This window comes from Chloracidobacterium sp., from assembly GCA_015075585.1.
Lineage (GTDB): Bacteria > Acidobacteriota > Blastocatellia > Pyrinomonadales > Pyrinomonadaceae > OLB17.
Genome location: JABTUB010000001.1, coordinates 1771089 through 1794982, shown reverse-complemented (window position 1 = coordinate 1794982; position 23894 = coordinate 1771089). Strand labels below are relative to the sequence as shown.

The following is a 23894-nucleotide window of genomic DNA, read 5'->3' as shown; positions in this document are numbered from 1 at the left end:
AGGAGAATTACGGTAAAAGCCGCATCCGGAGTCGGATAGCGGCTTTTGCTTTTTCAGCAACAGTATCGTTCGAGTATTTGTCGTGATGTTGCTTGACTTTTCAGCGTTTGCACCTATCATCGCATTATGAAACTGGACATTACCGTGAATGCCGGAACGCTGGCGGGGCAGAGCTTTGACCTGCAAACAGGTTTTATGACCATTGGGCGGAGCGAGGCCTGCACGGTGAGGTTCGATCCGTTGGTTGAGAGGATCGCCTCAAAACAGCACGCATTTATCGAGGCACGGTCCGACGGATTTTACATTACTGACAATCAGAGTACCAACGGCACTTTCGTGAACGGCTCAAGGATAACCACCGCCAGACTCAATAACGGCGATGTTATTCAGTTCGGCTCGAACGGTGTAACTGCCAACGTCCGTATTGCTGAATCGGAAGTTCCGGCAGCGATGACGCGTGAGGCTCAGATAGAGCAGTTTGACGATACTGTTTCGCGTCAGCCGAAGAGTATGCAAAATTCAATAGCATCCTTCGGCCTCGGCGGAGCCGCTCCGCCAAAGATCGAAGCGAGCAAGACAGGCAAGTATGTCGGCATCGGGATCTCGTTATTCCTTATCGTATTTCTGGGGTCGATCGTTATCGGGCTTATGTTCCTCAGTGTAGGCCCTGTGGCAGCAGTGATCGCTGCCGTTATCGCGTTCTTGCCGGCAATGGTCTATATTTTGCCGATAATATGGCTTGATCGTTACGATCCCGAGCCGGTTTGGCTGCTTGGCATGGCATTCCTATGGGGTGCGCTGGTCGCGGTTGTGGTCTCGTTCATTATAAATACGTTGGTCGGTGCGGTGGTATCGATGGCGGCCGGGCCTGAACTAGGCGAGATCGCGGGAGCCGTCTTTAGCGCCCCGATCGTCGAAGAGGGGTCAAAGGGGATCGGTGTCGTCCTGCTGCTTATCTTCTTCAGGCGATATTTTGACGACATCCTTGACGGAATTGTGTTTGCCGGCGTTATCGCGCTTGGTTTTGCAACTGTCGAGAATGTGCTGTATTACGGCCGGGCGGTCGGTGCCGGCGATGCCGGCAGCGTAGCGGTTCTGGTCTTCCTTCGCGGTGTGCTGTCACCGTTCGCTCATGTTACTTTTACCTCGATGACAGGCATCGGTTGCGGTATTTCTAGGGAATCGCATAACAAGATAGTCAAGATTCTCATGCCCATATTGGGTTACTTCGGAGCGGTCTCTCTTCATGCCCTTTGGAATGGAATGGCGTCCGTCGGAGGCGGCGGTGCGTTCCTTATTGGTTATATTGTTGCTGAAGTGCCGTTTTTCTTCATATTCGTTTGCTTTGCACTTTATATAATGTGGAGGCAGCATAAGATCGTGAAGGAAATGCTTGCTATTGACATCGCACGCGGCCTGATCTCGCCGGAACTGGCAGAGAAAGCGACATCGGCGTTCCGCAGTACCGGCTGGATCCTCAGCGGAATATTCACCGGCAAAGCGTTGGCCCGCTCACGATACGTCAGGGCCGTCGGAAAGCTGGGCCTGAGTTATTGGCACATTCAAAGGGCGACGCGTGCTCACGGCGAGACAGGGAGCTTTCAACAGAATCCGATCCTTCGAGAAGAGGTACTCCTTTGGCGGGATAAGGTTTGACCCAATGAAAAAGGCAAAAGGATGACCTTCCTCTTGCCTTTTTTATCTGGTAGGCCGTGCAGGGATCGAACCTGCGACCCACGGATTAAGAGTCCGTTGCTCTACCAACTGAGCTAACGACCCAGAAACAAAATCGGATTATAGCAAACGAGAAAAGAAACGCAAAACTAAGCATCGTGTTATCCTTGCGGCTCAAAATATTGAGGCCTCAAACGTGTTGCGATACAGCATACACTTGGATTTTTCGCTATTTGGCTTCAAAATCTAATTGACGATGAGGGAATGTCCGCAATGTGAGAAATGTTTGAGCGACGATGTACTTTTGTGTCCGTCCGATCAAACGGCGACAAAAGCAACGCTCCCCGGCGACCAGATGCTGGCAGGCAGATATCTGCTTGAAACAAGGCTCGGCCGCGGCGCGATGGGTCAGGTCTATCTCGCCAAAGATACAAAATTCGATAAACGAATGGTTGCTGTAAAGACCGTTCGGCCCGACCTGCTCAACAGCGAGGATCTGCAGGAAGGCGAAGCGATCGTGCGGTTCGAGCGCGAAGCACAGGCGGCGGCATCGATACAGCATCCGAACACCGTAAGCGTTACAGATTTTGGCGAAAGTGCGGACGGCATCTTTTATCTGGTGATGGAGTATGTCGAAGGCGAGACGCTTCACAAACTGCTTCGGCGTGAAGGTACGCTGCCCGTCAAGCGTGCCGTGCATCTCCTGCGGCAGATCTCTGACGGCGTCGAAGCCGCTCACGATCTGAACATACTGCATCGAGACCTCAAGCCTGCAAACATCTTCATAATGCAGAAAGGCAAAGGCGGCGACGGCTTTGTAAAGGTGGGTGACTTCGGGCTGGCGAAAGTCGTTAGTCATACGGTCACTGACGTATCGTCAAATGCCACACCGTCGTCACGCGGGATCATCGGAACGCCCGAGTTCATGGCTCCCGAACAGATGCAGCCCGAGATCGGTATCGACAAACGCGCCGACCTTTATGCACTTGGCACGATCGCGTATCTGATGCTGGGCGGCCGCACGCCTTTCACCGGCGAACTGATGCAGCTGATAATGCAAAAGATCATGAATAAGCCGGAGCCGCTTGCATCGCTTCGATCGGATATTCCGCCGGATGTGGATCGAGTGATAATGCGGTCGCTTGAAACGGATCGAGACCTCCGATTCGGATCTGTCGCCGAATGGATAGATGCTCTCGAAGGTGCGGCTGCGGACGTCGATGACCAGAAACGCTCGGGTTCGGCAAGGCTTGTTATTCTGGGCCCCGTTAATGCTGAGGTTTATATTGATGATGAACGAAAAGCGAGCGTCGGCAGTTCGGGGCGTGTTGTTCTGGGTGACATACCGCCCGGCCAGCATATTCTTCGAGTTTCAAAAGCGGGTGAGAAGGATGACGAACGTGTGATCGAAATCCGCCCGGGCTCGAACGAACAGGTGATACAAGCCCAGCTTCGGCCCATTCATTCGGCGAGCGCGAGCCAACCGTCGCCGTCCGAAGGGACGAGCACCGGCGGATCGCCGTATTCGAGCTTGATGCCCGGCATCGTTGCTTGTGCGAATTGTAATGCAAGATACGCGGAAGGCGTCAGGTTTTGCGGCCGCTGCGGCGGCGGGAACTTTGTTTTGATCTCGCCTGCGGAGACGCCCAAAACCTTTCCGTGTCCGCGGTGCCTTGCGCGCCTGCCGGAGAACTCGCGGTTCTGCGGCCGCTGCGGCTTTAGTATAAGTTCGCCTGCATCGTTTATGTCGGCAAGCACTCCGAATTTCGGCACTTCCCGATCGCTTCCACCGCAGGCAGAACGCCTGTGTCCACGTTGCGGAGGCATTTATCCGGCACAAATAAAGTTTTGCGGCCGTTGCGGACAAACACTCTGATCGATTTCCGAAACTTCCACTGTAAAGTCGCGTTTATCAAGATTTGTGCGTATAATAACGCCGTTCGTGTCATATATTTGATGATACTGCTGAGGAGATCAAATGAAAGTTTGTCCGAAATGCCAGAAGACCTACACTGACCCCAATCTTAACTTTTGTCTTGACGATGGTTCTGTCCTGACGCAAGCCGCCGGCGAGCAAATGCCCGAAACTGTGCTGCTGAATCAGCCCAGGATCACTAATCAGCCGCAGATGCCGGTCGCATCTCAGGCCGCTTGGAATACTGCTCCGCCGCAGCCTTCGTACTCGATGCAGCCGAAAAAGTCGTCAAAAACATGGCTTTGGGTTCTTTTGATCCTTGGAGCATTGGTTGTCATGTGCGGCGGCGGCGGTATCGTCGGCCTGTTCTACCTCGGGTCGCAGGTGGAACAGGAAGAAGCCAACAAGAACGCCAATTCAAAATCAAACAGCGGCGGCCTTCTCCCCGGGAATAAGAACTCGAATACATCCGCCAATTCCACGAACACTTCAACGCGTAACGATGTCGAGAACCTAGATCTTTCGGAGTGGGTAAGGCCGAATTCGCAATTCGGCACGACCGAGTTCAGGAACGGCGAATTGATCATGGGTTCCAAACAGAAGGGATACTATTACGTCTTGGCAGCGACGGCTGAGTACACGACCGAGAATGCCGATACGCGGGTAACCCTCAGAAATATGGACAATGCTGATTCACGCCTGGGCTATGGACTGGTGTTTCACAGTAACCCGACACCACTCCAGCAGGGGTATGCCTTCTTGATCAATACAAAAAATCAGAAATACGAAGTTGTGCATCATATTCCCGGTGACGAGAAGCCTGTCGTTTCGTGGACAAAGTCTGATGCGATAAAGTCGGGGGCGGATGAGAATACACTTGAAGTACGGGACGGTCCCGATAAGATCGAGCTGTACATCAATGGCGAGATGGTCAATTCGATAAAGAATGTTTATGGCTACAAGGGCGGCGTCGTGGGGTTGTATTCGGGTGACGGCGTCAAGATCGCGTTCAAAGACCTTCAGATCCGTCGTTGAGCTATATGAAGCAGTGTCCAAAATGCAGGCGAACGTACACCGACGCAGACCTTAACTTTTGTCTCGACGACGGTGAACTGCTTCTGGTGCAGGCTGTTGAGCCCGGAACATTCCGCGACGATTCACCGCCGACGTTGATGATCAACGATGTTCGCTCTACCAATCCGACGGGTTGGCCTTCGCAGCCGACGCCGGGTCCGATATCACCGGCACCGTGGCAGGGCCAGCAGATGCAATATCCGATGCAAATGGCTCCCACGCAGACTCTTCCGGTCGTTTCTTTGTGCCTTGGGATCGCCAGCGTTACCGTTGGGTGGTGCTGTTGGTCAGGTGTACTTCTTTCGCCCGCAGCGGTCATTACCGGTATCATCGCTTTGTCGCAGATCAAGAACGATCCGCAAAGATATACAGGCAAGGGATTAGCGATGGCCGGCCTTATCACCGGCGGGGCGTTTATCGCGGTTGCGATCCTTATTTTTGTTCTGTACGGTGCCGCGATCTTCCTCGGCGGTATCCGTTGAGTCTTTCGATCTAAATGCGCGTTAGCCTAAATGTGATTGCGGGGCCTCAAACTGGGCGTTCCTTCTCGTTCGATCAGCACGATACATTTATGATCGGAAGAGGCGAGGATTCGCAGTTCTGCCTGCCGGAGGACCGCTTTTTTTCCCGCCATCACTGCATTATCGAGATCGCACCGCCGCAGGCTTTCATCCGCGACCTTGGTTCGACCAACGGCACCTTTGTCAACGGCCTTAGAGTTGATACTGCCTATCTGAAGAGCGGTGACCGGATCCAAGGCGGCGAGACCGTTCTTGAGGTCGAGGTCATTGCCGATCAGATCGGAAGCGGCACTGTTGAAGACCCATTTCTAAAAACTGCAACCTCGCTTGTTGCGGTAAAGTGCCTTAACTGCGGCGCGCCCGAAAGTGTTGAGGCGTCCGCGGCTGACGACAAACTTACATACGTCTGTGAGGCGTGCCGTGAACGATTAAAAGATAATCCGCAGCCCGTGCCGCACTACCAGATGATACGCCTGCTGGGCAAAGGCGGAATGGGCAGTGTTATGCTTGCCCGAGCTGAGAAGGACGGCCGCGCCGTGGCGATCAAGACGCTGCTGCCCGAGGTCGCGGTAAGTGAGCAGTCTCTGAAGCGGTTTATGCGCGAGATCGAGGTTGCTGCGTCGCTTCGGCATCCGCATATTGTCAGCTACATCGAGCACGGAACGCACAATGGTATGGTCTATCTGGTAAGCGAGTTCGTTGCGGGTATGGATGCGGCACAGATGGCAAAGCACCACGGCGGAAGGCTGAACTGGCGCGAGGCTGTACAGATCATAGAGCAAACACTTGCGGCTCTCCAGTTTGCTCATGAACTCGGCTTCGTCCATCGCGACATCAAAGAACAGAATATCCTTATCGAGGGCCGATACCCGAACTCGGTCGCAAAGCTGACTGACTTCGGACTTTCGAAGAGTTTCAAACAGACCGGAATGAGCGGTGTAACGATGGTTGGCGATGTAGCCGGAACTATCGCCTATATGCCGCCTGAGCAAGTTCGCGATTTTAAGGAAGTTCGTCCGCCGTCCGATATCTACGCGGTCGGAATGACGGCTTACAGCCTGATCACCGCCGCACATGCCCTCGACATTAGCCCAAAGGCAGGAATCTCGGAAACCGTCAGGGCGATCTTTGAAAAGCCGATCATCCCGATGGCTCAAAGAGTTCCGGACATTCCGCCGAAGGTCGCCGCCATAATCGAAACCGCCCTTGCAAAGCAAGTGGAACACAGGTGGAGCAATGCAGGTGCGATGCGTGAAGCATTGCTGAACGCGGCTTCAGAGCATGAATGATCTAAAGCGTTTTAGTTACTTTCTTTAGCGAACGCGGTGCATCTGCATCGAGGCCCTTTGCTGCCGACAGATATGCTGCGAACATCTGGGCGGGAATAATGAACGGGATCGGCGTCAGCAATTCCGGAATATCCTCAGACAATTTGAGACAAGACGGCGACGCTTCGGCAATATCCTTATCGTTCGTGATCGATAGGCAATCAGCATGGAGCGATGCGAGATTCGTCAAAAGATCGAGGCTGCTTGAACGCGTTCGTCCCGACGGTGCGAACATTATCACCGGAAAACGACGCTCTACGATCGCGAGCGGCCCGTGAAAAAAGTCCGCCGTAGAGAACCGTTCAGCGACAACATAGCATGTTTCCATGAGCTTTAACGCAAGTTCGTAAGCATTGCCGTAATTCATTCCGCGTCCTACGACGACGCAGTTTTCCATAAAGGTGTAGCGGTCAACGAGCCACCGCACACTGCTTTCAAGGCTGAAAGCAGAGCTTGCAAATTCAGGAATTCGGTCAACGCCAAGTTCCTTGCCGGACAAGGCGGACGCAAGCAGGTAGAAATGCAGCATTTGGCCGCTGTAGGTCTTTGTCGCGGCGACGGAGCGTTCGCGGCCGGCATGGATCAGCAGAGTCTCGTCGGCGATCGTTGCCATGGCCGAAGCCTCTTCATTCGTGATCGCAAGCGTGAACGCGCCCGATTCTTTTGCCTCGACGAGAAAGGTGTTTATATCGGTGCCTTCGCCGGACTGGGAAACGCCGATCACGAGGGCGTTCTTTAGGTCGAGCTTGCCGTCGTAGAGTGTTATGACCGACGGTGCCGCAAGCGAAACCGGTATTCCGGTAGTTACCTCAAGAAGGTAGCGGCCGAATTGCGCGGCATTGTCGGAACTGCCTCGAGCGACAAGGACGATCAGGTTGATCGAACGTTCTTTTAGGTATGCGCCAAGCTTTGCGGCTTTGCCACGCTCAGCTTCAATGGTTCGCTCAAGCACGGCAGGCTGTTCGGCTATCTCTTCCAGCATCAATGACATACGGTTTGATCAGGCGGGAGCCCAACGTTTTTACGGTGTTCGTCACGCATTTGACGAAGTACGGTATTTATCGCACCTCCGATCATTACGGTGAGTGCGGTCAAATAGAGCCATAAAAGCAGGATGATAACCGCACCTAGCGAGCCGTAAGTCCTATCATAACTGTTGAAATAATGTAGATACAAACGGAACAACCCTGTTAGGACGAGCCAAAGCACGATCGCAACGATCGATCCCGATGTCACCCATTCCCACTCGAAGGTGATATGATCCGGCAGAAGGTTGTAGATCAGCTCGCATACAAGCAGCATCAGCACCAGTATCGATACCCATTGGATAACAACCAAAAAATAGGGCGAGGTGATCGGCATTCCAAAATATTGCGATGCTAAACCGGCGAATTGCCACCCATAAAATACGATCGCCAGCACGATGGCCGAAAGGATGCATAATGCAAGCGTAAGCCCAAGAGAGTGTATCCGCAGGAGAAGCCATGATCGGCGTTCAGCCAGCTGATAGACGGCATTGAGAGCCGCCCGGAGTGCGTTCACGCCCGATGATGCCGACCACAATGTAATTAGCAAGCCGATCGTCAGCTTTCCGCTCGAGCTGTTGACGGCGATCTCTGCGAGGGTGCTGCTTACAAGCTCGGAGGCAGTAGCCGGCATTACTTGCCGCAAATATAGGATGAGTTCATTCTTGATCCCATCGGAAGAATCAAGGACCAATCCGAAAAGGCTCGTCAGGAACAGAAGGAAAGGGAAGATCGAAAATGCGAGATAAAAAGCGGACTGGGCTGCACGGCTGAACAGGTCAGCCTCGAACATCAGATCATAGAGCTTTCGAAAAAAAATGGAGAGATCGGATCCTTTGATCGTTCTCATTGCGGGCCTTCGAGATATTTTCGCGGCACCCGCGGACTGATCCCGCACGTGATCTCATACGAGATCGTACCGGCTTGGCGTGCTACGTCCTCTGCGAGCACGCTTACACCGTTCGCTCTTCCGAAAAGCGTTACGATGTCGCCGGGCTTTGCCGCCGTATCTGTCACATCGATGAGTGTCCAATCCATCGAGATCCGTCCGACTATAGGACAAAGCCTGTCATTAACGATAACATTGCCGATATTCGAAATATTCCGGGGCAAACCGTCCGAATAGCCGATAGGTACGGCGGCAATAAGCGAATTCCGCTTCGTAAAGTATGTTCTGCCGTAGCCGAGTGAATCGCCTGCGGGAATTTCTTTCAGATAGACGATCTTTGAAACGAGCGACATCACCGGCCTCAACGCGGGACGCTCGATACCTGTCGGCAGGACGTCGCCGCCGAGGCCATACAAAAGGCCGCCGACCCGGATCATGCCTGCTAGCGACTCCTTATGTGCGATCGCTCCCGGCGAGTTCGCCATATCGAGGATCGCAGGCCTGAGGCCGCACTCGCGGAAGATGTCAACACATATCCCGAAACGTGCTATTTGCTCGCGCGTAAACGAATTTTGATCCGGATCGTCCGCAGAGGCAAAATGCGTCATCAAGCCCTCGATCTCGATGTGCTCAAGCGACTTAAGAAATAACGCGAACTCACGAGCGTGATCGTATCGAATGCCCAAACGGCCCATTCCCGTATCGATCTTGACATGATACTTCAATCGCTTACCTGCCGCAGCGGCTGTTGCATTCCAGGCCAGAGCCTTTTCTTTTTCGCAGATGGTCGGCGTCAGGCCGTACTCGGCTAACAACCCTCCCTGGCCCTGCCAAAAACCGCCGAGGCATAGGACCGGAAGATCAATTCCCGCATTACGAAGCTCAACGCCTTCTTCGGGAAGCGCAACGCCGAAACGGTCGACGCCTTCGAGTGCAAGCCGCTGAGCGCACCTCACCGCGCCGTGTCCGTATCCGTCGGCTTTTACGACCGCCAGAAACTGCGGGCCTTTGCCGACGAACGTACGCACCGAGCGATAATTGAACGCAAGGGCGTCGAGGTCGATCAGTGAAACCGTCGGGCGGCCGGTCGGGTCATATTGCATAGGGTTGCTTAGCCGGTCCGCGTATCAAAGCGGTATGTTGCCGTGCTTCTTGGGCGGATTACTGTCGCGTTTATTTCGCAGGAGTGAAAGTGCCCGGATCAATTTCGGTCTTGTATATTTCGGTTCAATTACCTCGTCGATGTAGCCGCGCTCGGCGGCGACATACGGATTGGCGAACTTATCGGTAAATTCTTTGATAATACGGTCGCGTGTGCCGATCGGATCGGTGGTGTCGAGCAGCTCCTTTTTATACAGAACGCCAACTGCGCCTTCAGCTCCCATCACGGCGATCTCGGCGGTAGGATACGCGAAATTCACATCGGTGCGAATGTGCTTCGACGCCATCACGCAATAAGCTCCGCCGTAAGCCTTTCGTGTGATGACGGTCAGCTTTGGAACCGTCGCTTCGGCAAAGGCGAACAGCAGCTTTGCACCGTTGCGAATGATGCCTTGATGCTCCTGATTGATCCCCGGAAGAAAGCCCGGAACATCCTCAAAGGTTATCAGCGGAATATTGAAACAGTCACAAAAGCGCACGAATCGAGCCGCCTTGACCGATGCATCGATGTCGAGTACACCTGCGAGGAACGCCGGCTGATTTGCAACAATTCCGACCGAAGATCCGCCGAGTCTTGCGAAGCCGACAACGATATTCGGTGCGAAATGCTCTTGAACCTCAAAGAAATAAGCGTCATCGACGACTTTTGTCACGACATCGCGGATGTCGTACGGCTGATTGGGCGATTCCGGTATAAGCGTGTTCAAAGAGTCATCGGTACGCTCTGACGGATCATCCGTCGGAACGAACGGCGGATCGTCCATATTGTTGGACGGAATGAACGAGAGTAACTCGCGGGTGATCCGCAATGCGTGTTCGTCGGAATCTGCTGCAAAGTGAGCTACGCCGGATCGGGCGTTATGCGTCATTGCTCCGCCGAGCTCATCCTTTGTAACATCCTCATGCGTTACGGTCTTTATCACGTCCGGCCCCGTGATGAACATATAGGACGTATCCTTGACCATTACGTTGAAATCCGTGATCGCCGGACTATAAACAGCACCGCCTGCACAAGGGCCGAGAATACAGCTGATCTGCGGAACGACGCCGCTTGCGAGCGTATTCCGCAGGAAAATATCCGCATAGCCCGCAAGGCTAACGACACCTTCTTGGATACGGGCACCGCCGGAATCGTTCAGGCCGATAACGGGAACGCCTGTTTTCATTGCGAGATCCATTATCTTGCAGATCTTCTGCGCATGCGTTTCGGAAAGCGAGCCGCCGAATACCGTAAAGTCCTGAGCGAAAACGAATACCTCGCGGCCGTCCACCAGCCCATGGCCCGTTACGACCCCATCGCCGTCAAATACCTGTTTATCGAGTCCGAAATCGGTTGCACGATGGCGAACGAATTTATCGAACTCTTCGAACGTTCCTTCGTCGAGGAACAGGTTGATCCGCTCGCGTGCGGTAAGTTTGCCCGATGAACGCTGCTTATCAAGGCGGGCCTCACCGCCTCCCATTTCAGCGGCCCGCGAACGTGCAGTCAGCTCTTCTATCTTGGTCATAGGTTTGGATTCCGGGCGCATATCAAGTAAGTTGAATTAGTTTAAGGGCTTTTTCGATGCTGCACAAGACCATCATAACCAGCAGGGACAACGAACGCGTAAAGTTCGCAAAGCGTGTACGCGACGGCAGGGAACCTTCTGTCATATTTCTGGAAGGAAAACGGCTTGTCGTCGAGGCATTAAAACGAAATGTGCGGATCATTTCATGTCTTGTTTCAAGCGAGTTTCCCGATCAAAGCGTACTCGATCTGCTGAAAGATCATTCGATCGATCCGCTGACAGTGAAGCGAGCCATCTTTGACTCGATATGCGATACCGCCGGTTCACAGGGCATCGCTGCCATAGCCGAACGGCCGCATTGCTCCATGGCCGATCTTCGGCAAGCCGCCTCGGCGGTGCTTCCGATATATCTATATCTTTACGAGGTCAATAATCCGTCAAACCTCGGTGCAGTACTGCGAACCGCTGAGGCTGCCGGCGTTACAGCCCTGATCACATCACCAAACTCCGCCGATGCATTCTCAGCAAAAGCGAATCGCGCCGCCCTCGGGGCGAATTTGCGTTTAGCCGTCTGCGAGGGCGTTACGTTCGCAAATGCTCTCGCGTGGGCATTGTCAAACGGTATTACGGTAACGGCCTCAGCAGCTTCTGCTGACAAGCAGCATTGTGAGATCGACTGGATGCGGCCCCGATTGCTTGTGCTTGGCTCCGAAGCACACGGGCTGCCGGCTGACATTCTCAGTGCCGCCGAAGAAAGCGTTTGTATCGAGATGGAAAATGAGGTTGAGAGTCTCAACCTCGCGGTATCTGTCGGGATCATTCTGTTCGAAGCAAAACGGCAGATCAGCGGTTAGGCGTTGCAGCGTTGGCCGCAGACGATACCGATGTCTCAAGTTCTTTCTTTAGAAGCCTTTGGATCGTCGTGTCACTCGTTACCGCCATTCCGATCGCGATGTCATTCTCAAGCGACTTCTGGTTGACCTGATCCGAGTTAGGCAACAGCTTTCGCGCCTCGGTAAATTCGGCTCTAGCCTTTACACTATCGCCTGTCAATAAGTATGCTCGTCCGAGCAGATAATGATCCTCAGCATCTTCAGGTGCTGTGTGCTTTGCGACATAGAGGGCAGGATCTCTATCGATCTCGCGTCTTAGTCCTTCAAAGCTTGTGAACGGAATATTTGGCGACTGCATTTCCGTCAAGGGTTCAGGAGCGGCGATCTCGGTCGAAGGCCGAAATGCAAAATGATAGATCGCAATGCCCACAAGCGTCCCGAGAATGAAGAGTGCAGTAAAACCGACCGCTTTGCCGAATACGCCTGACGACGGTTCGCTCCCGGCCTGCGAAAACATCTCATTGTTGTACATCGGGGCCGGCTGAGATGCGGCGGCTTCTGCTTCCGCAACACTTGACGGTGCGGCCATCGGCGGAGGGGCTGTTTCCGGCTCGGCGCTTTGGGTTGCGTCAACCGCCGCCGGAACGGTTTGTTCCGGATCGGTTGCCTCAACCTCAGATATTGGTAACTCTGTCGGCGCATCTTCGTGATACCCGTCTACGACATCGTCTTCCAGCTCAAGAAGGTTATCATCAGACCCGTTGGCGCTATGAAAACGAGCGGAGATCAGCGTGTCCTCTTCGTCCGGGAGAGCAAGGATATCGGTCTCGGCCGCACGCTTGATCGGCTCCGGTGCTGTTTCAAAAGCGGCAGCAGGTGTTCGGGCAAGAACTGCCGTTAAGTTGTCTTCAGCACCTCGCTCATAGCAAACCTCTTTTAATCGCGCACAGGCGGCGGAAAGGTCTTCGTGGGCGTTGATGATCGCCTGAAGCTCACTATCGGGTATATGCCTCGTAATGCCGTCAGAACAAAGCAGGAACGTCGTTCCCGGAGCGATCATTATGGTCTTTAGGTCAATATCTACGTCAGTCTCGGCTCCGAGCGCTCTGTTAATGATATTTTTTCCGGGATGGTTCTCAGCTTGTTCCTGGGTCATTCGACCCGCGCGAACTTCATCGGCAACCATTGAGTGATCTTCTGTTTCGCGGCGTATCGTGCCTGTCGGCTCTATACGATAGACGCGCGAATCACCAACATGTGCGATCGTTGCGACATCATTGTCGATGTAAACGGCAACGATCGTAGTTGCCATCTTTGCCAACTGCGATACGTCATTCGACATTTGATAGATCGCGCTGTTCGCCTTTTCGAGGGCAACCTTCATCACCATTTCCGGGTCGGAATTCACCGCTCGATTAGTAAATGCTTCGGCGAGTATCTCAACTGCCATTTGCGACGCGACCTCGCCCGCCTGCGCACCTCCGACTCCGTCAGCGACGGCAAAGATGCCGACATCGGGCATTTCGAGATAAGAGTCCTCGTTTTGAGGGCGTTTCTCGCTCAAGCCGCGGTCACTCACGGCCGCAGATGTCAATTGCTGAGCAGTTTGTGTAAGTTCCATAACATATTAGACAGCAATATTTGCAGGAGATCCTTCGAGTGGAGGTTTAATTGTATCACGGTATTGGTCCATAGCATTTCGATGTGAGAATGCCATAAGGATGCCGAGCATCGTAAAACTCGTTATCAAGCTGAAGCCGCCGTGGCTGACGAACGGCAACGTGATCCCCGTCATCGGCAACGCCCGTGTGATGCCGCCGATATTTACAAGGGCTTGAAATCCGATAAAAGCTGTCAGGCCGATCGAGCATAACCGGCTGAACATATCGCGTGAATCACGTGCGGTACGGACACCCGCTGCGGCGAAAACGATCAGCGCCAAGGTTATCAACAAACCTCCAAAAAGTCCAAGTTCTTCTGCAGCGGCGGCAAAGACGTAATCGCTGTCGGATACCGGTATCAATTCGGGATAGCCAAGTCCGAGCCCGCGGCCGGTATAGCCGCCCGAAGCGATGCCGAACGTCGCCTGTGCAGGCTGAAAGGCAAGGATGTCGAACCACGCATCGACATTTATGGACCGTTGAAGCTCGGGGTTATCTTCAAGCATTTTCGGGAACTTCGGATCATTCTTTACCAGCTGCTCATAGTAGTCATCGTAATCAGACTTCCACCAAGGCGTATCGGGCGTCGGCGGGTCGAAACCGTCAAGCCAAAGGTGAAAACGCTGTTGGATGCGGTCGGGCAATATCCTCTTTACGGGTGACGCTATCGTCGGAAGCAGAGGGATCTTTGCCTGAGTGTTGATCGGAAGAGCCCCGACGATCAAGATCGACATCACAAGAACAACGCTGCCGATCAGGACCAGCCTTTGCGGGAACCGCCGAACCGCTATCAGGTAGAGCGTGATATAAACGGCACCGAACACCATCATTTGCCCGAAGTCCTTCAGAACAAAGAACGGCAAAAAGGGAACTAATGCCATAAAGAGCAGCGGCAGAACATCCTTTGCACGTGGAATGCCCCAATATGTTCGTGAAAGATTGCGGTAAAGAGCCGCAAGCAAAGCCGCAAAGCCTATAAGAAATGGTATCTTTGCCGGTTCCCAAGGCGTCATATTGCCAACCGACTTTCCGGCTCGCGAAGTGATCGCAGCAAAAAGCAGAGGCAGAAGAGTAAGCAGGACGATCAGGAATCCGTTGTTCTTCAGAAACGTAAGCGTGTCCTCGCGCCGCATCGCAAGGAACGCCAGGACCATCAAGAATATCGCAAATATCGGGATCAGGGTATTTCCCGAAAGGGCGACGCCGGAGAGTGTACCGCCGGCAGGCCGAAAGGTCTCCTGCGATAGGTCGACCGGTTCAGCAGGCGTCGGAGGCAGCCCCATCATTTGTTTCTTTTCGGGCGAATAATTCTCCTTTATGTACCGCATCTGCACTGTTCGGATCTTTGCATCGCGTTCACGTGCAATAGCCTGAAGCTTCAGCTTCAGCATTTGACTCCGTTTTTCTCTATCGGTGAGGTTCGCACTCTCAACCTTTGCACGTTCTGCCGCGGGAATGTCGGCAACATATTCACGATCAGAGAACAGCCGATACTGAACGGTCAGCCCGATCGAGAAGAGAAGGACGCAAGCCGTGTACATCGTCCAATTGCCCTGGTAGCGAAGAAAGTACCTGATCGGTATCGGCAGTATCGCCAGCAGGCCGATCAGAGCGACATTTCGAAACGCGGTCATAAAGCCGGTCTCGTAGCCGCGTATCAATGCACCGTAATATATGGAATAGTGAGCGACCGCCGTCAGTACGACGATAGCCGAAAGGAGCAGCAGATGGAACAGAGTGCGATTCTTCACGATCAGGCTTTCTTCTTTTTCTTGGACGGAGCTGCCACTTTTACGGGCTTGTAGCGCTCGCCCAGCAGACCGAGGTCGCGTGCCTTCAGAATGAGTTGAGCGGCAACCGGCGCAGCAGTGCTTCCTCCGAACCTCTGGCCGATATCCTCAACGACGACGGCGATCGACACCTGCGGGTTTTCTAAAGGTGCTATGGAAATGAACCAGCCGTCGGTGCGGTTGCGGAATTCATATTCTTTGTATTCGACAAGGTTGCCGTCATTGTCCTTTCTCGTCTTAAGTTTGAACTTCCGCTCACCCGTGGCCTCGTCATAGACGGGAATGTGATCCTTTTCCGCTGTGCCTGTCTTACCTCCTGCGGTGATGCCGGTGCCCGACAGTGCAGACCGGACCGCTCCGCCGGTGCCGCCGGCTTCTTCCGTTACGGTTGACATAATCTCGCGAACCGAGCGGGCCTGTTCGGGCGAGAGGACTTGAGCAAAAAGTTTTGGCTCGATATCGGCCTCGATCTTTGGCCTCATCAGAGATCCCTTCAGGTTCCCGGGCCCGGCTGCGATCAGTGCCATCTGAAATGGCGTCATTTGCGACGCGAGCCCTTGGCCCATTCCTTCCAAACCGAAATCAAAGAGTGTGAGGTCTTTACCCGTAACCATCGTCGATCGCGCCGGACTCAGCGAACGCGCGATGCGCGGGTCGCTGACATTCCAGATGTCCGGGAAATATCCTTGCGTTAGTGCTTCATCGGCTTTTTCAACCGGGGCGATCCCAAAGAGCCGTGCGGTTTCGCCCATGCGCTCGCGTCCGAGGGCATTTGCAAGCTGAGCAAAGTACTGGTTGCTCGATACCTTGAATGCTTCGCGAAGCGGCACGGCCGGCGAGCAGATCTCGCAGCTTCCGCCGGCGTCACAGATCGGCCGCGAACCGCGAAACGGCGTGTAGCAATCCGGTGCCGGCAGGTCGCTCAGTAACAGATCCTGCTTTCCCGCACGAAAGGCTGAGACCATCGTAAGCGTTTTGAACGTCGAACCGGGAACATAATATTCACGCAATGCCCGACTGAGCAGCGGTTTATTATTTCGGTCCGCTTCGAATTTCAAATAGCCGTCCAAAGTGCGTACGTCCGAGAGCTTGTATGACGGATTTGAATACAGAGCGTAAACGTCGCCGTTCTGAGGGTTCATCACAACAATGGCCCCCTTTTTCCCCTCAAGCAGACGCGCGGCGTATGCCTGAAGTTCGCGGTCTATCGTTACGCGAACATCTTTTTCTTCCGGTTCGGGATCCTTATAGCGGAAAAGGATCTGCCATGCTTCCGGCATCGTCTCCGCATCCTTTTTGTAGAGCGTACGTTCCAATCCCGGAGTCCCGCGTTCAGTTCCGAGAAGGTGCGCGAGTTCTTTGTCCAGCGGATAATAGCGGTCAATGCTGCCGTCCGTACCGATCTTGTAATACGCAAGGGCGGCATCGAGCTTTCCGGTACGGTCGAGCATCCAGCCGCGTAATGCTGCCGCATTTGTCCTTCTGGTTCTCAGGTCCTTGTAGTTGAGAGCCTGCATCTGTCCTTCGGGGTCCTCCGCATAGCGGGTCCAATAGACCTGAAATCCGAATACGGTGACACAGAGTCCCAGAAATACCAGGAACCAGATCGTTATACTCCGATTCGCCGCGGTCCTCGAAAGGCGCTTTACGACGCTGCGGGGAAGTTGATATTCGAAAATGAATTTGCGAGGCCGAATGTTCTCGACGAGCAACACGAACAGCATTGCAACTATCGCTGCCAACGCCAATAGGTAAATAATGGAAAGTCCGGCAGGTGTTCTTTCAAGCACCTGTCCGCCGAAGATCTTCTCGACGAGAAACTTGCCGATGTCGATGAAAAAGGCCGGCCTCATTCAGATCCTCCCGGCAACTTTCCGCTATCATCAGTTTCCGGTGCGTCATGGTCCGCTTCAAAAGCGATAGTGGTTGCTGTATTCGAGACGCTCTCGGCGCCCGTGTTTGCTGCAGTAGGTTGGGCCGAGGACTTTTCTCTGAACTCGAAGCCGTTGATCTCAACCGAATTTCCGTCGGTAACGACCTCAGGAATTGGCTCGGCCTGCGGCTGCGTGATGACAACCTCGAGCGAAACTTCCACGGTGCCGAAACGTAAACGGTCCGTTGGCGAAAGTGCGTGAACTTTGCCATAGGCGATCCGCTTATCGTTGATAAAGGTGCCGTTCGTAGAGCCGATATCTGCAACCGATATCTCGCCTTGCTCTCCGATGAGTATTGTTGCGTGCATTGTCGATACGCCCGGATCGTTTATCGAGAGTTTGTTCCCGCTGCCGCGCCCTACGGAAACCCTTCCATCGTCTTGAACTTCGATCTTTGCGGCAACCTCACGGCCTGCAAGTCTGTAGCGAACCGAAAGTTCACGCAATCGCGGGAGCTTGGCTTGAGTTTCATCTTCGGCGAGCGGATGATCATCGTGCGACGGAGCGAGATCCATTGTAACCTCGCGGCCGTCGTCATTGGTGCCGTCAAAGCCGGCAATGAGCTTTATACCTTCAACGAAATAGTCATCGGAAATTACCAGTGATACCGGAGCATAAGTGTAATAAAGCGAGTCATTTATGTGATCAACGGCCGCTGCGAGTAGTACGGCCTGAAGTCTATCGATACTCTTGTCATCGTCAGAGGCGAATTTATCCCACTGCATTTTCAGCCGGATATTATTCGGCACTACCTTGCCTTTGCCCGGCACCTCGATCGCCTCCGAGTCCAAAAGCATCTTTATCCGCTCGATAATACCGCTCGTCGCAAGGCTGCCGGAAGGCGCCAATTTGCGCCCGGTGAAGCTGTCGAATTTATCGCCAAGCTTTGCCAATACGCCCTTGAACAGCCAGTCGGCCATGCCGGGAGAACTTCTCGAACGGTCGCTTTCAGTCATGCAAAAACGTAATACGAAAGATCAAGCAATTTTATCCAAAATTCTTTACAAACCAAAGAGCGCAAAAGTATTGTAAAAAATGGTTGTACGATGTAAAATGTTTTTGGAAATTGATAAGGTTTCCGCGTTTTCATTATTTGATGTGTCCAAGATCTTAGTTTTCGGGCCGAAGCGTACCGTTCAGTTAAAAAAGGGAATATGTTAATGGAGGCAAAGCTACAACGGTTTAGTTCGTCCGTTTCGGCGGCTATTGGAGGCCGAAGCTCAGCAGGGTTTTCGGCAATTGAACTATTGGTCGTGGTCGCCGTACTTGCGGTAGTTCTGACGATCTCCATTCCGTATTTCATGAGCTACCGGCGGCTCTATCGTTCGGACGATCAGGCGATCAGGGTGATGGATCTTCTGCGTGAGGCCAATCAACTCGCCATCACACGTCGCCGTACTATGCGGTTCGAGATCGACCTCACGGACAATCGCTTGCTTATCATTGACGAGGCAGGCACCGATCCGGACGTTCTGCTTAAAGCGATCCCGCTTGATAAGACCGCCGATGTGAGGATGGATGTGAATCCGAACGGCGTTGCAAAGCCGAACCCGCCCAATTATCCGAATGCGACCTATGCAATTGACGGACTTGGGCACACAGAAGGGGCGAACTCGGTAATCGGCCATACGGTCTGGGCCGCGCGTTTTCAGCGTGACGGTTCGGCCGTGAATGCCGCAGGCACGCCGATCAGCGCGACGCTTTACATTTGGCCGCCCGCAACGCCGGGTAATCCGAACGCCCGCAACGCCGGCGAGGTTCGAGCGATCACGATATTCGGCGGGAGTTCGGCGGTTCGTTACTGGAAGTACACAGGCAGCACATTTGTCGGAGTACTAAATTAGGGCATCAGATGAGAGTCAAAGATCAATCAGGTTTTTCGTACATAGATGTGATGATCGCCATCGTCCTGTTGATGGTCGGCGTGCTTGCTTTGATGTCGGCGATCGCCGGGGCGATGATCCAATCAAAAGGCCAGCAGCAGCAGATCGTTGCAAAAGAGATAGCCGCATCGACCATGGAGTCGATCATGTCGGTCAAGGAGACCGATCCGGTTCGCCTTGGCTGGGATGCGGTTGGCAATGTCGGCTCGAACATCGTGAACGGCGTACCGAAAGGCATCTTTGTTACCGGAATGCAGAACGTTTTGCCGAATGCCGGGCCGGACAACATAATTGGCACGGCTGACGACGCCGGAGCTCCTCTTTCGGCCCTGCAGCGGCAGATCACGATCACCGATCAATGCGATCCGGAAAGGCCTTCGTACAATTGTCCGACGCCGGGGCTTTCAAAAGTTCGCATCCGTGCCGTCGAGGTGAGGGTGCGGTATTTCGTTGGGGCAATTGCGCGAGAGGAATCGTTGACGACGGTCATGACCGATTATGCGGTCGTTGAGGAATAAAGGTATGAAACGCGATCGTAAATTTATACAAGACCTCGGCCAAGCGGGTTTCTCACTGGTAGAACTCACCATTTCAATGGTCGTTTTTCTCATCGTTACCGGTTCTGTCTTTGGCCTTCTGCAGGTTGCACGAGAGAGCAAGACGGTGGTCAATGAGAACACCTCGCTCAACAAGAGCCTACGGATGGCGATGAGCACAGTCGGTAAGGATACATATAACGCGGGTTACGGGTATCCGCTGAAGAACACGGTATTTTTGGCCGACAACCGATTGGCGAACCTGCTCGGAATACCGCCGGATGTGGACACAAGCCGCGACACGGTTGCACCTATCATTGCCGGTAATAACATAACGCTGAACACCTACAATACGAATCCCAATATTCGTACGGATCAAGTTACGTTCCTTTTTAAGGACAATACCTTTAATCCTATCGGCGGCATTTCACAGCCGTTGAACATCAATGCGGCGACAACTACCGGAACGGGGATCGACGAGATCGTTCCGCTGTCCGGAAGTAATTCATTGTGCCGCGTGAATGACCTTTATCTGGTATCGGGTAATACGGGGTCAACGCTGGCTGTCTCAACAGCCCTCAGCGGTTCGAACAAGATACAGTTCGCAAACGGTGACGTACTCGGCTTCAACCAGACCGGAGCGAGCGGCCCATTGCGTGCGATAACTGTTCCGGCGAGTATTCAGCGTGTGAGTATGGTCACATATTTCGTCACGAGCGATGGTACGCTGACCCGCCGCGAATACGTGAACAGGCCGCCGGCATTGCCGGCAGTTGGCTTTGTAGATGAGCCGTTGGTCTTTGGGGTAGAGGATTTCCAGATCGTCTATTTGATGGACGACGGATCGGAGACCGAAAATCCTCTCGCAGGGCCTGATGGTATCCCCGGAACAGCGGACGACACGCCGACAAATCTCGCGGCCGTTCGACAGATACGATACACGATCAGCACGCGATCGACAGAGATGAACGCTACCGGTCACCCTTTCCGAACATCGCTTACCTCAACATTCAGCACCCGAAATTTGGGCTACGACGCAAATTAGAAAAGGAAGTACAAGATGAGAACCGCAGAAGGAAATAGAGTTGTTGGAATAACCCCGAAACGGGAAGCGGAGCGTGGCTCCGCCATCGTTATTTGTCTGTTCGTACTTGCTTTGATCACCGTCTTCGTGGCGGTAGCTCTTACGCGCTCATCTACCGAGGCGATGGCGGTAGGCAATGAAACCGCTGATTCGCGCACGTTTTATGCCGCTCAGGGCAGTCTCGAAATGATGACGCGTAATTTCAATAAGATATTCGAGACAAAACTAAATCCTACGGTTGCCGATCTTAATTCGATCAGGACCGCAGGTGTCCCGGGACTTGCGAATTACACCTTCGCCCAAGAGCTCGATATGACGTCAGCACGGCAAAATATCGTTCTGAACGGCGGGCCGTACAGCGGTCTTTATGCGATCCGTGATAACTGGCGGCTCAGGACCACTACGACCGATCAAAACGGGGTGCAGGTGCAGTTGACGCGAAACGTTTTGAACAGTCGAATTCCGATCTTTCAGTTCGGTGTGTTCTATGACGACGACCTCGAGCTTTTCAGGCCGCCGCTGTTCAGTTTCGGCGGCCGCGTTCATACGAACGGCAATTTCTTTATCTCGCCGGGCGACGATGGTGTCTACTTCGATTCTAAGGTAACCGCCACACACGAGATAATCACGCAAACCTGGCGCAATTGGTACACGGGCGACTCAGGCAACAACAAGACCTATATCAAAAATGCGTCAGGATCTTTCAAACAGCTATTGCCGACAAACGGAAGTGTACACAATACAACGTCGGGCGCTTCAAACAATATCTTTGCTTCCAACCCGGATATGCCGCCGAGCAAGGTCAATCCGAGTTTTAAGACAAATGCCGCGATCTTTGACGGCAATCTTGAAGCCGGTGCTCCAAAACTGAGACTTCCGCTGAAGGTGGGCTACCCGACCGACCTTGTCGAGATGGTCAAGCGCGGCAAATCGATCGGCGACCTGTTCAAGAATTCGCTTGGCGTGCTTGCGCCCGTAACCGCTGCTGATGCCGACGATGACATCCTTCGCACTGAGCGTTATGCGAACAAATTCGGCATTCGAGTAAGTCTTGCCGACAGCAAGGCAAAACTTCCGGGCTGCGCGTCAGGAATAGGTACGGCGGCGATCACCGGTGTTTGCGGCGTAAGGCTTGACGGAGACTCGGCCGGCGGCGGAGCCGATCCGACCTCGGACGCCCGCGGTTATCAGCCAAAACCGATGAAGCTTTCGCCATCGGATACGACGTGGGGTTATCGAGGAACCCGCCTTAACGGCGAGCGATTCTACATTGGCGGTCAGGTTCCGGGACGCGAGGTCTGGATCAAGGTCGAACTTGTCTCGATAGATCAGGCGACACAGACGACGATAGCGAAAGACGTAACACAAGACTTTCTCAGCCTCGGGATCACTGACGAGGCATCGTCTGCCTTGAATATCGACGGCTACACGGGTACGCGGGAATATAGCAATAACGGTACGCCGTCGAGCCCAAGCGGCAATCTGACGAGTGCGTCGCCCCAGAGCGCACTTACATACCCTGATTCACGAGCGATCATCAAGCTTCAGCGATTCGAGATTCCCGGCCCTGCAATTCCGGGCGGCAGTAACGCGCTGACCTCATGGGGAAGCGGTTCTGCAGCGACGAACGCGGTTGCTAGGTTCGGCTTTACGGGACTATCCGGAAGCGCGACCAACCAAATGAATCAACGCCGCACTTTGATCGCGAACGGCTGTCCGACGAGCGGTACGCCTAGATGCACGAATTCAGATGCTGATTACGGCTTAGATGGGGATGCCTACCGCGAAAATGTTGCGCACCTGAAACTCGCAACTGTCAATAGCGGTTACGCTGCGATCGTGCCGATACCGATCAAGATGTTCGACACGCGCGAGGGCGAATATTATGATGAGCGGAGCACGACCTATTATAACAACCTGAGCAGGGTAACGCGGAATGGCGTGATGACGATGGTCGATATTGATATTGCGAATCTACGGCGTTTCCTTCGTGGTGATTTCAATGGCCTTTTCCCGACGGACACTCCGCTCGCAACCGCAAAAGGCGGCATCGGGCTAATGTCGGGCGATGTGCCGTCTCGTGAAGGCTGGATCTTCTATGTATCCGACCGGCGCGGCGACGCCGATTTTGACGGCGAATTGGATATGGAGGACATTCTGAGTCCGGCTCCGGGCAATACCTCCACAATGCAGGTCGGCGAAGACGTCAATAATGATGGCTTGCTGAACACCTCATACGGTGTGGAAACGGAGAAGTATAATACGAATACATCTGCACCGGATCTGGCGGCTGTGCAGGATCATAAGTATTATCGCCGCGGCGTACGAGCGATCAACGCAAGCACGGTGCCGGGCATTTATGACTCTGCGACTCCGGCAAATACGATGGGATTCAGCTTCTCATCCGAGAACGGTATCTACATTCGCGGCAACTATGATGCGACAGGGTTAACAACTCCGCCCTCAACCGGCAACTCGCCCTACTCTAACTACCTTCCGCAAGGCGGAGGAACGAACGGATGGCTGCACATACCTACCTCGGTCGTGGGCGACGCCGTAACGATCCTTTCAAATGCGTGGAACGATGCCGAGAGTTTTACTTACCCTTATGACGAGACGAGGCGCGTCGCATCGGAAACGACGATCAGGTTTGCAATGATCGCCGGCGATACCGTGGCTTCGAAACAGCTCAGCATCAACCAAGGAGGCATCTCACCGAACCTGAACGGCGGTGTCCATAATTTTAAGCGCTTCCTGGAGACATGGTTGAATCAAAGCACCTCTGTAAGGCAAAGGCTCAATTACGCCGGATCGCTGATCAATCTCTTCAACTCGCGAAACAACAATGGTTCTTTCAAATGCTGTAACACGGTGTACGAGCCGCCGGTCCGTAACTGGGTGTTCGACTCGGCCTTCCTCGATCCGGCACGCTTGCCTCCGGGGACGCCGTTCTTCCAGTATGTGCAGACTACGGGATTTCAGAGAACGAACGACTAGGACGCTCTGACAGCGTACGTTTGATCGAGCAGGCCTCACGATCGTATCAAGATCGCGGGGCCTGCGGCCTTTTCGGCGGTG

18 protein-coding genes and 1 tRNA gene are annotated in these 23894 nt (G+C 53.7%); 10 read left to right on the top strand and 9 right to left on the bottom strand.

What is annotated here, in order from left to right; genetic code table 11:
• The first annotated feature begins 126 nt into the window (after positions 1-126).
• Positions 127-1656: a PrsW family intramembrane metalloprotease gene (locus HS105_08270; protein MBE7516583.1), complete on the top strand. Its 1530-nt coding sequence runs from the start codon at positions 127-129 to the stop codon at positions 1654-1656.
• A gap of 47 nt (positions 1657-1703) precedes the next feature.
• On the opposite strand, the gene HS105_08265 is transcribed toward HS105_08270, so the two are convergent.
• Positions 1704-1779: transfer RNA gene (locus HS105_08265), tRNA-Lys, on the bottom strand.
• Positions 1780-1960: 181 nt separating this feature from the next.
• Between HS105_08265 and HS105_08260 the strand changes: the two genes are divergently transcribed.
• The 4 genes from HS105_08260 (at position 1961) to HS105_08245 (ending at position 6473) form a co-directional block, all read left to right on the top strand.
• Complete coding sequence (locus HS105_08260) at positions 1961-3550, top strand: protein kinase (GenBank protein ID MBE7516582.1); 1590 nt, start codon at positions 1961-1963, stop codon at positions 3548-3550.
• 102 nt (positions 3551-3652) lie between these two features.
• Positions 3653-4624, top strand: a complete 972-nt coding sequence (locus HS105_08255) for a hypothetical protein (protein ID MBE7516581.1) — start codon at positions 3653-3655, stop codon at positions 4622-4624.
• 5 nt (positions 4625-4629) lie between these two features.
• Positions 4630-5145 carry a DUF4190 domain-containing protein gene (locus tag HS105_08250; GenBank protein ID MBE7516580.1) on the top strand — a complete coding sequence of 172 codons (516 nt, stop codon included), beginning with the start codon at positions 4630-4632 and terminating at the stop codon, positions 5143-5145.
• Positions 5146-5159: 14 nt separating this feature from the next.
• Positions 5160-6473 (top strand): protein kinase, encoded by a 1314-nt coding sequence (locus HS105_08245; GenBank protein ID MBE7516579.1) that lies wholly within the window; start codon positions 5160-5162, stop codon positions 6471-6473.
• Position 6474: 1 nt separating this feature from the next.
• Here the strand turns inward: HS105_08245 and HS105_08240 are convergent, their stop codons facing one another.
• The 4 genes from HS105_08240 to HS105_08225 are packed head-to-tail and all read right to left on the bottom strand — an operon-like array spanning position 6475 to position 11095.
• Positions 6475-7503, bottom strand: coding sequence for an SIS domain-containing protein (locus HS105_08240; protein ID MBE7516578.1), 1029 nt, complete (start codon positions 7501-7503; stop codon positions 6475-6477).
• The gene (locus HS105_08235; GenBank protein ID MBE7516577.1) at positions 7494-8387 is read right to left on the bottom strand and encodes a YihY/virulence factor BrkB family protein; all 894 of its coding nucleotides are present in this window, start codon (positions 8385-8387) and stop codon (positions 7494-7496) included. Before HS105_08235 ends, HS105_08240 begins: the two co-directional genes overlap by 10 nt.
• Positions 8384-9529 (bottom strand): alanine racemase, encoded by a 1146-nt coding sequence (gene alr, locus HS105_08230; protein MBE7516576.1) that lies wholly within the window; start codon positions 9527-9529, stop codon positions 8384-8386. The genes HS105_08235 and alr overlap by 4 nt, the downstream gene beginning before the upstream one ends.
• A 24-nt stretch (positions 9530-9553) precedes the next feature.
• The gene (locus HS105_08225) at positions 9554-11095 is read right to left on the bottom strand and encodes an acyl-CoA carboxylase subunit beta (GenBank protein MBE7516575.1); all 1542 of its coding nucleotides are present in this window, start codon (positions 11093-11095) and stop codon (positions 9554-9556) included.
• Between the two features lie 56 nt (positions 11096-11151).
• On the opposite strand from HS105_08225, the gene HS105_08220 reads away from it, so the two are divergent.
• Positions 11152-11949: an RNA methyltransferase gene (locus tag HS105_08220; GenBank protein MBE7516574.1), complete on the top strand. Its 798-nt coding sequence runs from the start codon at positions 11152-11154 to the stop codon at positions 11947-11949.
• Here HS105_08220 and HS105_08215 read toward each other — a convergent pair.
• Genes HS105_08215 through HS105_08200 form a run of 4 tightly spaced genes read right to left on the bottom strand, consistent with a single transcriptional unit; the run spans position 11939 to position 18233 of the window.
• Positions 11939-13549, bottom strand: a complete 1611-nt coding sequence (locus HS105_08215; protein MBE7516573.1) for a Stp1/IreP family PP2C-type Ser/Thr phosphatase — start codon at positions 13547-13549, stop codon at positions 11939-11941. The genes HS105_08220 and HS105_08215 overlap by 11 nt on opposite strands.
• Before the next feature lie 6 nt (positions 13550-13555).
• Complete coding sequence (locus HS105_08210) at positions 13556-15340, bottom strand: FtsW/RodA/SpoVE family cell cycle protein (GenBank protein MBE7516572.1); 1785 nt, start codon at positions 15338-15340, stop codon at positions 13556-13558.
• Between the two features lie 2 nt (positions 15341-15342).
• Positions 15343-17232, bottom strand: coding sequence for a hypothetical protein (locus HS105_08205; GenBank protein MBE7516571.1), 1890 nt, complete (start codon positions 17230-17232; stop codon positions 15343-15345).
• Positions 17229-18233 (bottom strand): FHA domain-containing protein, encoded by a 1005-nt coding sequence (locus tag HS105_08200; GenBank protein MBE7516570.1) that lies wholly within the window; start codon positions 18231-18233, stop codon positions 17229-17231. Before HS105_08200 ends, HS105_08205 begins: the two co-directional genes overlap by 4 nt.
• A gap of 240 nt (positions 18234-18473) precedes the next feature.
• Here HS105_08200 and HS105_08195 point away from each other — a divergent pair, with 240 nt between their 5' ends.
• From HS105_08195 to HS105_08180, 4 genes are read left to right on the top strand one after another with little or no spacing between them, the layout of a single operon-like run.
• Entirely contained in the window at positions 18474-19157 is a 684-nt protein-coding gene (locus HS105_08195) for a prepilin-type N-terminal cleavage/methylation domain-containing protein (GenBank protein MBE7516569.1), read from the top strand.
• Between the two features lie 8 nt (positions 19158-19165).
• Entirely contained in the window at positions 19166-19714 is a 549-nt protein-coding gene (locus tag HS105_08190; GenBank protein ID MBE7516568.1) for a hypothetical protein, read from the top strand.
• 4 nt (positions 19715-19718) lie between these two features.
• Complete coding sequence (locus HS105_08185; protein ID MBE7516567.1) at positions 19719-20777, top strand: prepilin-type N-terminal cleavage/methylation domain-containing protein; 1059 nt, start codon at positions 19719-19721, stop codon at positions 20775-20777.
• A 15-nt stretch (positions 20778-20792) separates the two neighbouring features.
• Complete coding sequence (locus HS105_08180; protein MBE7516566.1) at positions 20793-23813, top strand: pilus assembly PilX N-terminal domain-containing protein; 3021 nt, start codon at positions 20793-20795, stop codon at positions 23811-23813.
• Positions 23814-23894: the final 81 nt, after the last annotated feature.

Coding starts and splice junctions, on each gene's coding strand:
- HS105_08270 (MBE7516583.1), top strand. CDS start 127: ATGAAACTGGACATTACCGTGAATGCCGGAACGCTGGCGGGGCAGAGC.
- HS105_08255 (MBE7516581.1), top strand. CDS start 3,653: ATGAAAGTTTGTCCGAAATGCCAGAAGACCTACACTGACCCCAATCTT.
- HS105_08250 (MBE7516580.1), top strand. CDS start 4,630: ATGAAGCAGTGTCCAAAATGCAGGCGAACGTACACCGACGCAGACCTT.
- HS105_08245 (MBE7516579.1), top strand. CDS start 5,160: ATGCGCGTTAGCCTAAATGTGATTGCGGGGCCTCAAACTGGGCGTTCC.
- HS105_08240 (MBE7516578.1), bottom strand. CDS start 7,503: ATGTCATTGATGCTGGAAGAGATAGCCGAACAGCCTGCCGTGCTTGAG.
- HS105_08235 (MBE7516577.1), bottom strand. CDS start 8,387: ATGAGAACGATCAAAGGATCCGATCTCTCCATTTTTTTTCGAAAGCTC.
- alr (MBE7516576.1), bottom strand. CDS start 9,529: ATGCAATATGACCCGACCGGCCGCCCGACGGTTTCACTGATCGACCTC.
- HS105_08225 (MBE7516575.1), bottom strand. CDS start 11,095: ATGACCAAGATAGAAGAGCTGACTGCACGTTCGCGGGCCGCTGAAATG.
- HS105_08220 (MBE7516574.1), top strand. CDS start 11,152: ATGCTGCACAAGACCATCATAACCAGCAGGGACAACGAACGCGTAAAG.
- HS105_08215 (MBE7516573.1), bottom strand. CDS start 13,549: ATGGAACTTACACAAACTGCTCAGCAATTGACATCTGCGGCCGTGAGT.
- HS105_08205 (MBE7516571.1), bottom strand. CDS start 17,232: ATGAGGCCGGCCTTTTTCATCGACATCGGCAAGTTTCTCGTCGAGAAG.
- HS105_08200 (MBE7516570.1), bottom strand. CDS start 18,233: ATGGCCGACTGGCTGTTCAAGGGCGTATTGGCAAAGCTTGGCGATAAA.
- HS105_08195 (MBE7516569.1), top strand. CDS start 18,474: ATGGAGGCAAAGCTACAACGGTTTAGTTCGTCCGTTTCGGCGGCTATT.
- HS105_08190 (MBE7516568.1), top strand. CDS start 19,166: ATGAGAGTCAAAGATCAATCAGGTTTTTCGTACATAGATGTGATGATC.
- HS105_08185 (MBE7516567.1), top strand. CDS start 19,719: ATGAAACGCGATCGTAAATTTATACAAGACCTCGGCCAAGCGGGTTTC.
- HS105_08180 (MBE7516566.1), top strand. CDS start 20,793: ATGAGAACCGCAGAAGGAAATAGAGTTGTTGGAATAACCCCGAAACGG.